The organism is Photobacterium sagamiensis (genome assembly GCF_050337085.1).
In the GTDB taxonomy this organism is placed as follows: Bacteria; Pseudomonadota; Gammaproteobacteria; order Enterobacterales; family Vibrionaceae; genus Photobacterium; species Photobacterium sagamiensis.
This window is the reverse complement of record NZ_JAKJSP010000021.1, coordinates 13,367-27,488: the sequence shown is the minus strand read 5'-3', so window position 1 is coordinate 27,488 and position 14,122 is coordinate 13,367. Positions and strand designations below refer to the sequence as shown.

Annotated in this window: 16 protein-coding genes; 6 read left to right on the top strand and 10 right to left on the bottom strand. The window is 44.4% G+C overall.

Features of this window, described 5'->3' with window-relative positions; translation table 11 throughout:
• Positions 1-349: 349 nt before the first annotated feature.
• A complete protein-coding gene (locus L4D76_RS10190) occupies positions 350-1,246 on the bottom strand; it encodes a Dyp-type peroxidase (RefSeq protein WP_428440798.1) in 897 nt (298 codons plus the stop codon).
• Positions 1,247-1,422: 176 nt separating this feature from the next.
• Here L4D76_RS10190 and L4D76_RS10185 point away from each other — a divergent pair, with 176 nt between their 5' ends.
• Entirely contained in the window at positions 1,423-3,012 is a 1,590-nt protein-coding gene (locus tag L4D76_RS10185) for an ABC transporter substrate-binding protein (RefSeq protein WP_428440797.1), read from the top strand.
• A gap of 59 nt (positions 3,013-3,071) precedes the next feature.
• Here L4D76_RS10185 and L4D76_RS10180 read toward each other — a convergent pair whose 3' ends face one another.
• Positions 3,072-3,476 (bottom strand): hypothetical protein, encoded by a 405-nt coding sequence (locus L4D76_RS10180; RefSeq protein WP_428440796.1) that lies wholly within the window; start codon positions 3,474-3,476, stop codon positions 3,072-3,074.
• Positions 3,477-3,481: 5 nt separating this feature from the next.
• Positions 3,482-3,943 carry a DUF2919 domain-containing protein gene (locus L4D76_RS10175; RefSeq protein ID WP_428440795.1) on the bottom strand — a complete coding sequence of 154 codons (462 nt, stop codon included), beginning with the start codon at positions 3,941-3,943 and terminating at the stop codon, positions 3,482-3,484.
• A 469-nt stretch (positions 3,944-4,412) separates the two neighbouring features.
• On the opposite strand from L4D76_RS10175, the gene L4D76_RS10170 reads away from it, so the two are divergent.
• Both L4D76_RS10170 and L4D76_RS10165 read left to right on the top strand, forming a co-directional pair.
• Positions 4,413-4,754: a DUF2956 domain-containing protein gene (locus tag L4D76_RS10170; RefSeq protein WP_428440794.1), complete on the top strand. Its 342-nt coding sequence runs from the start codon at positions 4,413-4,415 to the stop codon at positions 4,752-4,754.
• Between the two features lie 53 nt (positions 4,755-4,807).
• The gene (locus tag L4D76_RS10165; RefSeq protein ID WP_428440793.1) at positions 4,808-5,269 is read left to right on the top strand and encodes a DUF1499 domain-containing protein; all 462 of its coding nucleotides are present in this window, start codon (positions 4,808-4,810) and stop codon (positions 5,267-5,269) included.
• Positions 5,270-5,388: 119 nt separating this feature from the next.
• On the opposite strand, the gene L4D76_RS10160 is transcribed toward L4D76_RS10165, so the two are convergent.
• The 6 genes from L4D76_RS10160 to napF all read right to left on the bottom strand — a co-directional run bounded on the left by L4D76_RS10160 (position 5,389) and on the right by napF (position 9,985).
• On the bottom strand, positions 5,389-5,523 hold the full coding sequence (locus tag L4D76_RS10160; RefSeq protein ID WP_428440792.1) for a TIGR02808 family protein: 135 nt from the start codon (positions 5,521-5,523) through the stop codon (positions 5,389-5,391).
• Between the two features lie 21 nt (positions 5,524-5,544).
• Positions 5,545-6,117, bottom strand: a complete 573-nt coding sequence (locus L4D76_RS10155; protein ID WP_428440791.1) for a NapC/NirT family cytochrome c — start codon at positions 6,115-6,117, stop codon at positions 5,545-5,547.
• A 30-nt stretch (positions 6,118-6,147) separates the two neighbouring features.
• The gene (locus L4D76_RS10150; RefSeq protein WP_428440790.1) at positions 6,148-6,627 is read right to left on the bottom strand and encodes a nitrate reductase cytochrome c-type subunit; all 480 of its coding nucleotides are present in this window, start codon (positions 6,625-6,627) and stop codon (positions 6,148-6,150) included.
• A gap of 107 nt (positions 6,628-6,734) precedes the next feature.
• On the bottom strand, positions 6,735-9,221 hold the full coding sequence (gene napA / locus L4D76_RS10145) for a periplasmic nitrate reductase subunit alpha (protein WP_428440789.1): 2,487 nt from the start codon (positions 9,219-9,221) through the stop codon (positions 6,735-6,737).
• A complete protein-coding gene (locus tag L4D76_RS10140; protein WP_428440788.1) occupies positions 9,218-9,490 on the bottom strand; it encodes a chaperone NapD in 273 nt (90 codons plus the stop codon). The genes napA and L4D76_RS10140 overlap by 4 nt, the downstream gene beginning before the upstream one ends.
• Positions 9,491-9,493: 3 nt before the next feature.
• On the bottom strand, positions 9,494-9,985 hold the full coding sequence (napF, locus tag L4D76_RS10135) for a ferredoxin-type protein NapF (RefSeq protein WP_428440787.1): 492 nt from the start codon (positions 9,983-9,985) through the stop codon (positions 9,494-9,496).
• A 288-nt stretch (positions 9,986-10,273) separates the two neighbouring features.
• Here napF and narQ point away from each other — a divergent pair, with 288 nt between their 5' ends.
• Genes narQ through L4D76_RS10120 form a run of 3 tightly spaced genes read left to right on the top strand, consistent with a single transcriptional unit; the run spans position 10,274 to position 12,937 of the window.
• Positions 10,274-11,965 carry a nitrate/nitrite two-component system sensor histidine kinase NarQ gene (narQ, locus tag L4D76_RS10130; RefSeq protein ID WP_428440786.1) on the top strand — a complete coding sequence of 564 codons (1,692 nt, stop codon included), beginning with the start codon at positions 10,274-10,276 and terminating at the stop codon, positions 11,963-11,965.
• 10 nt (positions 11,966-11,975) lie between these two features.
• On the top strand, positions 11,976-12,602 hold the full coding sequence (locus L4D76_RS10125; RefSeq protein WP_428440785.1) for a response regulator: 627 nt from the start codon (positions 11,976-11,978) through the stop codon (positions 12,600-12,602).
• Positions 12,602-12,937, top strand: coding sequence for a DUF4156 domain-containing protein (locus L4D76_RS10120; protein ID WP_428440784.1), 336 nt, complete (start codon positions 12,602-12,604; stop codon positions 12,935-12,937). The genes L4D76_RS10125 and L4D76_RS10120 overlap by 1 nt, the downstream gene beginning before the upstream one ends.
• Before the next feature lie 87 nt (positions 12,938-13,024).
• Here L4D76_RS10120 and L4D76_RS10115 read toward each other — a convergent pair whose 3' ends face one another.
• The gene (locus tag L4D76_RS10115; RefSeq protein ID WP_107281808.1) at positions 13,025-13,306 is read right to left on the bottom strand and encodes a winged helix-turn-helix domain-containing protein; all 282 of its coding nucleotides are present in this window, start codon (positions 13,304-13,306) and stop codon (positions 13,025-13,027) included.
• Between the last annotated feature and the right edge of the window lie 816 nt (positions 13,307-14,122).

Below are 14,122 nucleotides of genomic sequence, written 5' to 3'. Positions count from 1 at the left end.
GGTGGCGTTTTTTGTTTATGGGAGCAAAAAATAGATACGAGTATCTAGTGTCGAGATATAAGAATCTATGGTCTTATGGTCCTATGGTCCTATGGTCCTATGGTCCTATGGTCCTATGGTCCTATGGTCCTATGGTCCTATGGTCCTATGGTCCTATGGTCCTGCAAGCAGATTTCAAAAACCTAAGTGAAGTGTCAAGTTCTTGCTCTTCCTTGAACCTGTTTTTCCTAGGCCCTTAAAGCGTCTTATCCTCGCCACTCTAAACTCGTACCTAGTTACTCGAAACAGTTTATCCATAGGTCCTTAGGGCCATAGAGCCGCTTTAAAACCGCTCTTCCCGTTTTTTATCTTATATACTTTCCAGCATCTCAACCGACGGTGCAAAGAAGTATGCGCCTGTGATTGCTTTGGTGAAACGCAGCATCTGATCCGATTGACCATCCGTCTCGCCGTACATGCTATTTAGCATCGCATTGAAATTATGCTGAGTATGACAATAGGCAATGAACAACAAGCCGTGATCGCCCGTTACCGTACCGTACGGTAAGCTGTGGCGTACAATCTTCAGGCCTTTACCTTCTTCTTTAAGGTCAACACGACCAACGTGAGAAGCTGCGGGAACATCTTCCAGTTCAACAGAGTCAGGTTTTGTTCGACCAATCACTTTTTCTTGCGCCTGAATATTCAGACGATTCCAAGCTGGCAGGTTATGCACGAATCGCTGAACCATCACGAAACTACCACCAGCAAACTCGCCATCTTTGATCAAAGCAACATCACTGCGGGCTTCTGTGGTTTTCGGATTTTCCGTTCCGTCAACAAAATCAATCATGTCACGAGAATCAAGGTACTTAAAACCATAAGTCTCGTCTAACACTTCAATATTTTCTGAAACTGGTTCGAGGAAGCAACGTAAGGTGTAGAAATTCAGATCATGACGGCTTGAGTTTATATGAAGCAGAATATCCCCTCCCGTTGCCGGCGCTGTAATATCACCACTACCAAGCGGATTAAAATCATCAAATTCTACAGGACAGCCTTTATCTAAAGACTGCCAAAAGGCTTTACCAAAGGCCAGACTCGCACGAAGGTTAGCATCAGGCTGCTGCTCGTTCAGTGTTGCCAATGTTTGATGCAGCGATTGACATTGAGCAATAACAGCGTCCTTGCCTCCAATAACCTTCATTACCACATAAAGGGCAAAAGGGCCTGCTTCTGGCAATATTGCGGGTTGTGCGATAGCCATATGATTCTCCTGAATATTCTTTAACTGAAACCTAGATAATTAATTATAACGTTTCCGGCATTATTAACCGACCAAATCATTGCCAGCTATCGCATTTAACAACAGAAAACCTTTACAACACTGCCTATGTTTATCAATATTAGCTCTGAAAAACAAACAGGGGTTAGTTGCATATTGTGGGTCGCACTTTTTGTTTTGCTCTATCCGTCATTCTGATAACCATAAGCTCTAGCGTTGCTGCGCTTGAGACAGTTACGCTGCAGCTTCGCTGGTTACATCAGGCGCAATCGGCGGGTTTTTACATGGCAAAAGCAAAAGGCCTTTATCAACAAGCCGGTCTTAATGTTGTTATCAAACCCGGTGGCAATAATCAGGTTCCATTAAAAGAGGTACTCGCTAAACGTGCCGACTTTGGTGTGGGTAACACTGAGGTACTCGTTGCCTACGGTCATGGGTTCCCTTTAGTCGCTCTCGCAACAGTATTTCAGCAATCCCCTTCTATTCTGATCACCACTGATAATAGTAACATCCAGACCCTCGATGATTTAGTGGGAAAAAAAGTGATGATGTTTTCTGGCACCGAAGACGCTGAACTCATTACGTTATTAGCTAAAAATAATATCGAGCGTACAGAATTAGAGCAAGTCACCACCTCTGCCAATATTGAAGATTTGATTAGTGGAAAGATCGATGCTTTCAACGGCTATCTGACCAATGAACCCTATTACCTGAAAGAGCGCGGTCTTAATGCTCTGATTTTTAACCCGGCAGATCACGGTATTAATTTCTATAGCGATATCATCTTCGCCCATCAGGATCTGGCACGAAACAACCCAGAGCTCGTCAACCGTTTCCGTCAGGCGAGCATTGAGGGTTGGTACTATGCCTTAAGCAACATTGAAGAAACCCTAGATGTTATCGAGCAGCGATACCAGACCAACAAAACGCGTGAACATCTTAGGTTTGAGCTCACGACTTCGGCACAAATGATCATGTCTGATTTAATCGAGATCGGACGTATGAATCCTAACCGCTGGCAGCAAATTGCCGATCAGCTCGCCGCATTAAATTTGATCCCAGCAACGACTATTGATGAGAGTTTTCTCTACCCCTTACGCTCAGAATTAACCTGGCAAGACATTAAAAGCTGGGTACAAATCGGCGCCATATTACTCGCCTTAACTTCCTTAGCTGCTTGTTATTTTTTATTTACAAACAATAACCTGAAAAAAGAAATCACTCGCAGAATTAAAGCTGAAGAAAAAGCGGAACGCATAGCTCGCAAAGATATGCTAACGGGCATTGCTAACCGCTATGCATTAATTGAAACTCTGCATCGAACCGTCAGCAACAGAAAAGATCGACAACCCAATCCTGCCCTGCTGTTTATTGATTTGGACAATTTCAAAGTCGTAAACGATACCTATGGCCATCAAACCGGTGATCGGGTGCTACAGCAGTTCTGCTACCGAATGAATGGCTTGTTGCCTGAAAATGCATTTTTTGCCCGGTTAGCGGGCGATGAATTTATTGTATTGCTGACAACAACAACTGAAAGCCAGGCTAATCAACTGGCGAAACAGGTCGCAGCCAGTGCAAGAAAGCCATTTATGATAGGGCCCTATCAAATTCAGATCGGTGCCAGTGTCGGCACAACGATTTACCGCTCAGGTGATACTCCCGATTACTTTTTATCGCGTGCTGATAGCAAAATGTACGGCCATAAAAAACGCTCCCGTCAGGAGCGTTATACCATTCAATCTTAAGCCAGCTTATACCAATGCCATTAATGATCTGACCATTCAAATTATTAATGAATTTGGTATCACACCGAAGTCACTTCAACCTGAAGTTTTATCTGTTCATGGGAATTGTCATCAACCGTTTCAAATAATGCAGGCGTATTCAAACCCGTTGAGAGTGTTGGTGAAATAATTGTACGCCACGCACCATCATCAAGACGCTCTTGTACCTTGAAAGCAATTACCACTTCTTCCGCTGATACTTCCAGCAACTCCGCACTACCAACCAGTTCTCGCGCACTGCTCCCCTCTTCTGATGTGCCGAAAAAAACCGTTTCTTCACCAGGTAACAGAGACAGTGACGTATTTACCGTCTGCTTGGTATCTAAACCAGTCAGCTCAAAGTTAATGTCTAATAACCAGTCAGCCATGGCCAAAGGGCTTAACAGTGCACTAAAGAGCACTAAACCTTTACTCCATTCATTCATTTGCTTTACCTCTCTATGGGCTTATCTGCAAATGTATTCCTGACTCGGGTGCTTCTCATCAGATACAAACTGAACCACAGAGTAAGCAACATCGTCGTTGCGCGAGTCCAGTTGAATGCACCATGTGTGAGCGACAGGTGATACAGTTGCAGTAAACAATCAGTTATATAGGCAGCAAGTAATAGTTTTTTTCCGTGCTGCCATAAAAAATTCATTACGTTGTGATTTTTATATCGCTGGCCGGATAACCACATCAACAGTAGTGCGGGTAGCCCTATCACCATACCGATATACAAGCTTTCTCGTAATGGATAGAAAATTGTCAGTATTTGCGATCCCTGATCGCGGCTGGCTCCAGCCGTTACAAAGACAATCCACGCTTTAGCACTGAATGCCAAAGCTAGCCACAACATCATCGAAGGCTTTAACAAGCCATGCTTGTCATAAGCATCAATTGGATAAAACAAAGTGTTTCCTCACACATTCTCTCTCTATGAGCAATGGTGGCAAATCAGACCAAATTCAACCAATTGAATATAATGTACATTGTATTTATTGTTTTCATAAGATAATTCATCTCGATGAAACAGTATCCTCGCAGTGGTTAATTCTGTGGTACACCGCACTTTTCAATTATTCATCTTGTAGCCAAGATCACGCTTTGCCTTCTAATAAACACATAAATTCTGTTTTTATTACGAAAATCACGATGTAATAACAACTTCAATTATTTTATAAAAAATGATTACATCCAATAAATATCAATAACTTAACCATTTATAGGTAGTAAGGCGAGCCGAGAAGTGTTTCGTAACAGATTGAAATATTCCTACATATGTCACAATTATATTCACTGAAACAGACTCACACCCAGATAAGGGACAAGGTATAATCACAAAAAACACCTCTATGATCAGGCCATTGAGCGGAGTTAAAATGACCATCCAGAAAAACCAAAATACCCCCTCGCCAGAAACGCAAGCTGAAGCAATGCGCATTGCAAAAGCGACACAAAAGCCAGGCCAAACCAAAGATCAGACTAAATTGGTTGCGGCAGGCATTCAAAAAGGCATCGATCTCTATAAGAAACAGCAAAAAACCAAAGCGCGTGAACGTGACAAGCTGCGTAAAAAACAGGTCAGTGGCAAACAAGAGCTACCAAAAGAAGAGGCTGCAGCCACTCCAGAACAAGTCGTCATTCACAAACAACATTGGTTGCCATGGGTGCTACTCTTGGCCTCATGGGCAGGATTTGCCGCTTTTCTGATGCAATCGTGACACAACCGTAGATCCACACGGTAATTAAGCTCACACAAAAAAACAGGACGGCAATGATGAAGCTTCAATTAGTAAAGCCACTATTTCTGCTAGCAAGCACCGTAATTTTGTTCGGTTGTTCAAATGCCGACACTGATAACGTGTCATTCCCTGATCGCTCAATGCAGCCATGCCAAGAGAAGCCAAATTGTGTCTCGACTGTTGATAAGAGAGAGGAATATCATTTAGCGGATTTTGTTCTGAACGAAGCCGGCCTCAACAACTGGCAGTTTATTACCCAGCAGGCACTTTCACTGCCTGGCGCCAGCTTAGGCTCTCAGAGCGATGATTATATTCGGGTAGAATGCCGTAGTCGCGTGTTTAAGTTTGTTGATGATTTTGAAGTACGCCGGCAAGACAAGCAGCTGATTGTACGTTCAGAGTCACGAGTGGGTTATTCAGATTTCGGCGTTAATCGTAAACGTGCAGAACTATTCCGCAGCAAGCTCTCTGAAGCCGGTTATATAAAACCTTAGCTCCCACCCAGATAATACTAATCAGGATAATTTTGGAGGCGCGCAGTAAAAAGCCACGTCTGACAGACATGGCTTTTTATTATTTTTTACTCAGCAGGCCCTAACTACAGTCGGGGGGATTAGGTATTCTTGTCTTTACCCAGCGCCAGTACCCCTATCGATATCGCAGCGACAGCAGCAAACCCAGTTAAAATGATAACAGGCATTGCGGCATAACCTAGTGTGTGCCAAATAATCGACTCTAATGTACTCATCGTATGCTCACCTTTTAGTTATTACCAACCTTCAACATCTTTCATATCAGGTAGTTTATGTGCAATACCTTTATGGCAATCTACACATGTCTTCTCACCCGATGCCAATGCCGTTGAGTGCTGTTTAACACTACGTGGGCCCTGTTCTGAAAAGTCCATATATTCAAAGTTATGACAGTTTCGACATTCTTGTGAGTCGTTATTTTTCATCCGGTGCCACTCACGGTTAGCAAGGTATGCCCGGCGCTCTTTGAATTTTTCTTCTGTACCGATAGTCCCCATCGCAAAAGCCACCAGCTCTTTTGATGCCTGCACTTTACGAACGATCTTATCTGTCCAGTTATGCGGTACGTGACAATCAGAGCAAATAGCCCGCACACCAGAGCGGTTCGAGAAGTGAACCGTCTCACGGATCTCTTTCACAATCGGCGCATGACAGCCTGAGCAAAACTCTTCTGTATTGGTTGCTTCCATTCCGGTGTTAAATGCACCCCAGAATAACAAGCCGCCCATAAATCCCATAAATAAGACGACACCAACGGCCACTTTACTTGGCGATGTCAGTCTTCTCCAAAATGCCTTTAAAATGTTCATATATAGCCTCTCTTTTTATTGCGGCTATAATTAGCGCAGAGCATCAACACGTTGGAAACTATTCTCAACCAATGGCTTTGCATCAGCCTGAGGAACGTGACACTGCTGACAGAAATAGCGACGTGGTGAAACATCTGACAATACCTGACCTTCACGGGTCTGGTAGTGAGTTACACTGATCTTCGTTGCGCCCATTTCTTTCGCATTTTTCCAACTGTGGCAAGCCAGACATTTATTGGCATTCAGTGACACTTCGTAATTACGAATGGTATGTGGGATCAGCGGTGGCTGATAGACATAATCACTGTCAATCGTACCTTGATCTCGTGGGTAGCGTTTAAAATCATCAGCCGGACGGGTGGTTTCCAGCTCACTTGCACCGCGCAATGATTCTACGCCACCAATACCACCTGGATTTGTAACAGCTTGGTTATTAAGCTCTTCTGCACTCTGAACGGTACCGGCTAATAACATGCCAACAGCCATAACCGCTAAAACTAGTCGTTTCATTGTATTCTCCGCCTTTGGGCTAAATTCGTTTCGAGAGCGTTAGCTATCCCGCCCATCCTAAGTAAATCACTAAGGGTTATGCTAGATAGCTAACTTCACACGATTAATTAAACTTTAGTGATCTTGATTGGGCACTTCTTGTAGTCTGTCTGTTTCGACAGCGGATCAGTGGCATCCAAAATCAGTTTGTTAACCAAGATGCGAGCATCAAAGAATGGTACAAAGACCAAACCGACAGGAGGACGGTTACGGCCTCGGGTTTCTACTCGACAACGAACTTCACCACGACGAGATGCCAATAACACTTCATCACCACGGCGCAGGCCACGGGCCTGAGCATCATCAGGGTGGATGAAACAAACCGCATCAGGCACTGCTTTGTACAGTTCTGGAACACGGGCAGTCATGGTACCGGTATGCCAGTGTTCTAATACACGGCCAGTACATAACCACATGTCATAATCTTTATCTGGCATTTCAGGCGCTGGCTCATACGGTGCAAAAATGATATTTGCTTTACCGTCTGGCTTACCATAGAAATTGAAGCCCGACCCTTTTGGTACATAAGGATCAGACCCTTCAGCGAAACGCCATTGTGTTTCTTTGCCATCAACAACCGGCCAGCGCAGACCGCGTACTTTATGATACGTATCATACGGTGCTAAATCGTGACCATGACCGCGACCAAATGCCGCGTACTCTTCAAACAGGCCTTTTTGCAGATAGAAGCCCTGCGCCTTTGCATCATCGTTAAGCTCTTGCGCTTCAGAAAGCGGGAACTTATCCACCTGACCATTACGGAACAGCACTTCATACATGCTCTTACCGCGGTATTCAGGCATTTTCGCTAACAGGTCATCACCCCACACTTCTTCAATCTTGAAGCGTTTAGAGAATTCCATTAGCTGCCAGAGATCTGATTTTGCATCACCCTGCGCTTCAACCTGCTGGTACCAGGCTTGAGTACGACGCTCGGCATTACCGTAAGCGCCTTCTTTTTCTACCCACATTGCAGTCGGAAGGATCAAGTCAGACGCTTGAGCGGTTACTGTTGGGTACGGATCAGAACAAACGATGAAGTTTTCCGGGTTACGGTAACCAGGCAAACGTTCTTCATTAATGTTCGGGCCAGCCTGCATGTTGTTATTACACATAACCCAGTAAGCGTTTAACTTACCGTCTTTTAGCATCCGATCCTGGACTACTGCGTGGTAACCCGGTTTTGGCGGAATTGTACCTTCAGGCAGTTTCCAGATTTTTTCTGCGATCGCACGGTGTTTAGGATTCGCGACCACCATGTCGGCCGGCAGGCGGTGAGAGAACGTACCCACTTCGCGGGCTGTACCACAGGCTGACGGCTGACCCGTCAACGAGAACGGGCTGTTACCCGGCTGCGAGATCTTACCGGTTAATAAGTGAATGTTGTAAACCAGGCTGTTCATCCACACACCGCGAGTATGTTGGTTCATACCCATGGTCCATAGCGACATCACTTTTACTTTCGGATCAGCGTACTGCTTCGCCATCTCCAGTAGTTTCTCTTGAGAAACCCCAGACATTTCAGATGCTTTTTCTAACGTATACTCTGCAACCGACGCTTTATACTCTTCAAAGCTCATCGGGTGCATTTTGCCGACGTTCGGGTTTTCAGCCTTCTGCTGCAGCGGATGCTCATCACGAAGACCGTAACCAATGTCTGTCGTCGCACGCTTGAAGTGAGTATGCTTATCAACAAAGTCCCAGTTCACGGCATCATTTTCGATGATGTAGTTAGCAATAAAGTTCGCAATTGCCAGATCCGTCTGCGGTTCGAAAATCATACCGTTATCAGCCAGTTCAAATGAACGGTGATAGTAGGTCGACAACACGTTTACTTTGACATGAGGATTACTTAAACGGCGATCAGTAATACGTGTCCATAGAACCGGGTGCATTTCAGCCATGTTTGAGCCCCAAAGCACAAACGCGTCAGCATGTTCGAAATCATCGTAGCAACCCATCGGCTCATCAATACCGAAGGTACGCATAAAGCCACCCACAGCAGAAGCCATACAGTGACGGGCATTCGGGTCGATATTGTTTGAACGGAAACCGGCCTTCATCATCTTTGATGCGGCATAACCTTCAAAGATTGTCCACTGACCAGAACCGAACATACCCACACTTGTCGGGCCTTTCTCTTTCAGTGCAGCTTTCCATTTCTCAGCCATAATATCGAAGGCTTGGTCCCAGGAAATAGGGGCAAAGTCGCCGTCTTTATCAAACTTGCCGTTTTTCATTCGCAGCATAGGCGTTTGCAGGCGGTCTTTTCCGTACATGATCTTAGAAAGGAAATAACCTTTGATACAGTTCAGGCCTTTGTTGACAGGCGATTCCGGATCACCCTGAGTGGCAACGACACGACCATTCTGCGTACCTACCAGTACCGAACAACCTGTACCACAAAAACGACACGGAGCCTTATCCCACTTAATTTTGGTTTGATCAGAACTAACAATTAAGTTAGTTGCTGACGCTGGCAAGGTAATACCAGCAACAGCTGCCGCTGATGCAGCCGCGTTTGCCTTAACAAACGCACGTCTTGTCATTTTCATGAATCATCCTCAGATTGCGGATCAAAGTGTTCAATTTGGTGGTACACTAAAAAAGTGATTAAAACATGCTCTAAGTTGTTGATTTTATCTATAGTATCAGTCACGTAACCCTGATTCGCAGTTTCCAGAACGACAATGATCTTTCCCGCTTCACTCTCACCGTGAATTTCGGTGTTTGGGAAATCAAGTATCTGAGTTTTCACTACTTCTAAATGATCAGGTTTTACATGTACAACCAGGCTAGAGATATGAACTTCCTGTTGTGCCATAAGCTATTTCTCTTCTAATTCGTTAGTCACCATCGTGATTGCTGATGTCGGACAAACCGATAAACAGGCACCACAGCCGGTGCAATCATCTGTATTCAGCTCTGGCTGGGCAACTCCGCCCGCTTGCAGCCTGAAACGTATTGCTTGTACTTCACACATATCACCGCAGCTGCGGCACTCAATCTTGTTATGTGCCAGACAACTCTGATTAATCTGAGCTTTCAGCTCCCAAGGATTGTCCGTCTGTGGATGGAATAATGACTCTGGACAAACCTCTGCGCAGCGGTAGCAAAAAGTACATTCACCATGGTTAAAGTCGATGGTTGGAAACCCTCCATCGCCTTTTACAATAATCTGGGATTCACACGCACTGATGCATTTATTGCAGCGGGTGCAGCTCTCAGTAAAAAACGCTTCATCAATAACCCATGGCAAGCGCTGCAATTCAGGAGTGCGACGACGCGTAAACATTTTACGACGTGAACGATCGAACATTTGCTAACACCTTTGGTAAACTAACGTGAAAATAAGCATTTTTACGGGCAGCACTCAATGCGGTAAGACAGTATAAAAGTTGTCATAACTCATCATCTTTTTACATGACTAGTTTAAATCCAGTAATAATTGCTTAAATACCCAGTAAGGGCTAAATATAGGTGAAATTGTCTTGGATCAATAAAATAAAATGACAACCTTCACACTATTCTACTAAGGGATACAGAAGCCAGCTTCGCTTACGCATGCCTACGATCACATAAGTCATGATTTAAATAAGGAATTACTGTGCAGAACAGGCCCCTTAAGCCAGTTACCACAACCATAGCCCGCGCCATGCTGGCTATCTTGTTATTATCAGTTGCCACCACCAGCTTTGCGCTTCTTACGCTTGCTTCCAGTTTGAATGACGCTGAAGCAATCAATGTTTCCGGCTCGCTGCGTATGCAGAGTTATCGCTTAGCCTATGATATTCAAACCGATTCACCGCAATTGTTAGATCACTTAGATCTCTTCGAAAAATCTCTGTTTTCGCCGTCAATGGCCGCACTGGAACACTGGACAGTACCCACCGACATTAAAAAGCACTATTACGGCTTAATTGGTCGCTGGGAAAATCTTCACCCTCTGCTCCATACCTCCGATCGCCAGCTGTTTTTGAATGACGTCGCTAGTTTCGTTGACCGCATTGATAGCTTTGTCTTTGAGCTGCAGGAATTTTCTGTCATAAAACTGCAGGTGTTGTCGGTAATGGGGGGGATTGGGTTAAGCCTGATCCTGCTCGTCGCCCTTTTCACGATTCATTTCACCCGACGTAAAATCGTTTCCCCTCTGAATCAATTAGTCGCAGCCAGCGAACAAGTCCAAAATGGCCACTTCGATATTAGACTGGATGTGAAAAGTGATAATGAACTAGGTATCCTGGCCGATAATTTTTGCAAGATGTCTTCTGAACTCGGTAAGTTATATCGGGGTTTAGAAAAGAACGTGAACGAGAAAACACGTCGCCTGCGTCACGCCAATGAATCACTCCAGGTACTCTATAACTGCTCACAAGAACTGTCAGTCAGCCGTTTAACCTCACAAAATTTCTCTGCCATGCTAGAAACACTGGTAGCAGTAGAAGGATTAACGGCTGCTAAACTAATTATAGAAGAAAATAGTGGCGGGCGATCTGAGCTAACTGTCGGTACTGAATCTACCCAACCATGGCATTTTCAGGACTTAGACATCGACGGACAAGTTCTTGGCCAGCTATGGTGGCAATATACCTTGCCTTGCCCTGACCAAACGTTGATCGATAATATCTCGCGTATTTTGGCCCGTGGGATCTATTACAACCAGGCTCAAAAGCAGAGCGAGCAATTGCTGTTAATGGAGGAGCGGGCGACCATCGCACGCGAGCTGCATGACTCATTGGCACAATCATTGTCTTATCTGAAAATCCAGATGACCTTGCTAAAACGCCAATTAGCCAACAATGACACCGATAACGCCAAACAGATACAGGCCGATATTGATAGCGGGTTGTCAGGCGCTTATACCCAATTAAGAGAATTGCTGAGCACCTTTCGCCTCACGATCAAAGAAGCCAATTTTGGTGAAGCCTTGGTAGAGATGCTCAAGCCATTGGAAGAGCAGACGGATGCCCTGTTGATCATTGATAACCACTTATCATCCCTCAGTCTGGATGCCCATCATCAGGTACATTTACTGCAAGTGATCCGTGAAGCAGTACTCAATGCGATAAAACATGCCCAAGCTGACGAAATTGTCGTCTCTTGTGAGCAAAAAGATGATCGAGTAGATATAAAAATTCGTGATGATGGATTAGGCTTCGATCCTAAAAACGAAAAACTAAACCATTATGGTTTAGCCATTATGACAGAGCGTGCATCGCGCCTTCATGGCGTGCTTAAAATAAATACAATGCCGGGCGCAGGCTGTGAAGTGAGCCTCACCTTTTCACTTCAGATTTAAGGACAACAAAATGACGTCTTGGAAAATAATGATTGTTGATGATCACCCGTTAATGCGACGAGGGATCGGCCAACTATTGAGTTTTGAACCCGAATTTGAATTGATTGGCGAAGCCAGCAATGGCGCTGATGCCATCGCTCTGGCCAATGAGAAAAACCCTGACTTGATCCTGCTCGATTTAAATATGAAAGGAATGTCAGGCTTAGATACCCTCAATGCGATGCGTGCAGAAGGGATCAGCGCCAGCATTGTTATCCTGACCGTCTCTGACAGCCGTGCAGATATTAAAGCGTTAGTGGCGGCGGGGGCTGATGGCTACCTGCTAAAAGATACCGAACCCGATGAACTCATCAGTCTGCTAAAACAAGCGTTATCTGGCGGCAAGGCCTACAACGATCTGGTTCGTGAACACTTAGAAGATAACACGGAACAAGATTCTCTGCTGAGTACACTTACAGACCGGGAAATGCAGATTTTACAAGAAGTTGCCAAAGGCTATCGTAATAAGCAAATTGCTGATACCTTATTTATTTCAGAAGCGACCGTAAAAGTACACATGAAGAGCCTGCTGAAAAAGCTACAGGTCAAATCACGTACCGCAGCGACAGTTCTTTATCTGGAAGCACAAGGGCAATAATGAAAAAGGATCTGATGATTGTGCTGGTATCTTTGTTCTTGTTTGGCTGTGAAACAACGCGGCTGAACAATGAAAGTAAAGAGATACAGGTTGTGTGGAATAACAGCGAAAAAATCAGCCACTGCACCCCAAAAGAAACCATCATCAGTTCTGAGGGGCATTGGTACACCTATTTATTCATTGGCAATCTGGAGTTAACCGAGGGGGCACTTAACGCACTGAAAAACCGTGCCAGCGCACTTGGTGCGAATACCATCGACTTATACGCGCCACGAACATTTGCTACATCCGTGACCTTGATGGGCAATGCTTATGTTTGTCCCTCATCTCCTTAAGTATCCTTGAGTAACCTCTCCGGCATTCATCGTTGCCAAATAAAAAAACCGCAACAAGTGCGGTTTTTTCATTTATACCAATAGATATTAGCTAGCCAGTGAAGTGATCAGATCACCCTCCCGGTCTTCAACCCATTGCAGATCGAAAGGCCCCCAGTCACTTAACTGATAGTAGCCATCATTGTGTCGCTTGCCATCCTGAATAAAGGTAAGTTCTATTCCTAAACCAGGTAACGCTTTTAATACATCCTGAATGGTACGACGTGGCCATCCCGTCTGTTCAATCAGCCTTGGGACATTTGGCCTTTCGATATGCTCGACAAGTAATGCCAGATAAAGACGACGAGCAAAAACTGGATTCAGTTCCATTGAGACCTCCATAATACTAATTTGAGTAATCATCGGGCCTGTTCCGGATTGACAGCCGAGCTCTATTTTCCTCATAGCAGATCTATGTATTCAGCATGCCAAAGTAACTTATCCACTTACTGCTATTGATGGAAATAACAATGAGATGAATAACAACATACAGATGACTATTCAAATTGGTATAAAAGAGGCTTCATTATTCAGGGTAATAAAAAAGAAATGTTGAGTTTGATCAAGATGGGAGACGGTTTAGTCGCCGATACAGAATAGAAAGCGGCCCAGATCTCATTTTTGTGATCTCGAATGTAAGAGATTCACCACTTTCACCCACTACACTTCTAGAAAGAGTGAATAATTCTGAGGACAAACTCATGATCCCAGCGTTCTGGTGCATAGTGATCGCCGTAATTCTTAATTATGGTTTCCTATCTGTTTATCATCACCCGGATACTCTACATCTTTTGTTACGCTTTTAAGTTAAGCCCGTGGCACTCCCTGATTTTCTTTAGAGGGATTAATTGAAATAATTTTGGCTCTCGAGTGACGGCCATGGTTGATTCTAGGGTTAGAGTGTAATTGGGTTCTTGATTAAGTGACAGCTTCTAATTTCCATTTTTTACATGGGATTACTGCCGTAATTTCACCGTACAATTATTGACACAGAAGGGGATAGGTACGATACTTCACATGTACGGCAAAACACCGTAATTACAAAATAATTATGAAGCATATTTATAAGGTGGCAACACCTTTATTTTTAGGTATAGAGTGAGCACGGAAGAAACAAACCTACGGAAAAGGGTTGGAGATAACAGA

Bases quoted from the DNA above. Each gene is read 5' to 3' on its own strand.
- L4D76_RS10165 (WP_428440793.1), top strand. From the start codon at position 4,808: ATGATGAAGCTTCAATTAGTAAAGCCACTATTTCTGCTAGCAAGCACC.
- napF (WP_428440787.1), bottom strand. From the start codon at position 9,985: ATGTTCGATCGTTCACGTCGTAAAATGTTTACGCGTCGTCGCACTCCT.
- L4D76_RS10160 (WP_428440792.1), bottom strand. From the start codon at position 5,523: ATGAGTACATTAGAGTCGATTATTTGGCACACACTAGGTTATGCCGCA.
- L4D76_RS10155 (WP_428440791.1), bottom strand. From the start codon at position 6,117: ATGAACATTTTAAAGGCATTTTGGAGAAGACTGACATCGCCAAGTAAA.
- L4D76_RS10190 (WP_428440798.1), bottom strand. From the start codon at position 1,246: ATGGCTATCGCACAACCCGCAATATTGCCAGAAGCAGGCCCTTTTGCC.
- L4D76_RS10115 (WP_107281808.1), bottom strand. From the start codon at position 13,306: ATGGAACTGAATCCAGTTTTTGCTCGTCGTCTTTATCTGGCATTACTT.
- L4D76_RS10120 (WP_428440784.1), top strand. From the start codon at position 12,602: ATGAAAAAGGATCTGATGATTGTGCTGGTATCTTTGTTCTTGTTTGGC.
- L4D76_RS10180 (WP_428440796.1), bottom strand. From the start codon at position 3,476: ATGAATGAATGGAGTAAAGGTTTAGTGCTCTTTAGTGCACTGTTAAGC.
- napA (WP_428440789.1), bottom strand. From the start codon at position 9,221: ATGAAAATGACAAGACGTGCGTTTGTTAAGGCAAACGCGGCTGCATCA.
- L4D76_RS10150 (WP_428440790.1), bottom strand. From the start codon at position 6,627: ATGAAACGACTAGTTTTAGCGGTTATGGCTGTTGGCATGTTATTAGCC.
- L4D76_RS10170 (WP_428440794.1), top strand. From the start codon at position 4,413: ATGACCATCCAGAAAAACCAAAATACCCCCTCGCCAGAAACGCAAGCT.
- L4D76_RS10125 (WP_428440785.1), top strand. From the start codon at position 11,976: ATGACGTCTTGGAAAATAATGATTGTTGATGATCACCCGTTAATGCGA.
- L4D76_RS10140 (WP_428440788.1), bottom strand. From the start codon at position 9,490: ATGGCACAACAGGAAGTTCATATCTCTAGCCTGGTTGTACATGTAAAA.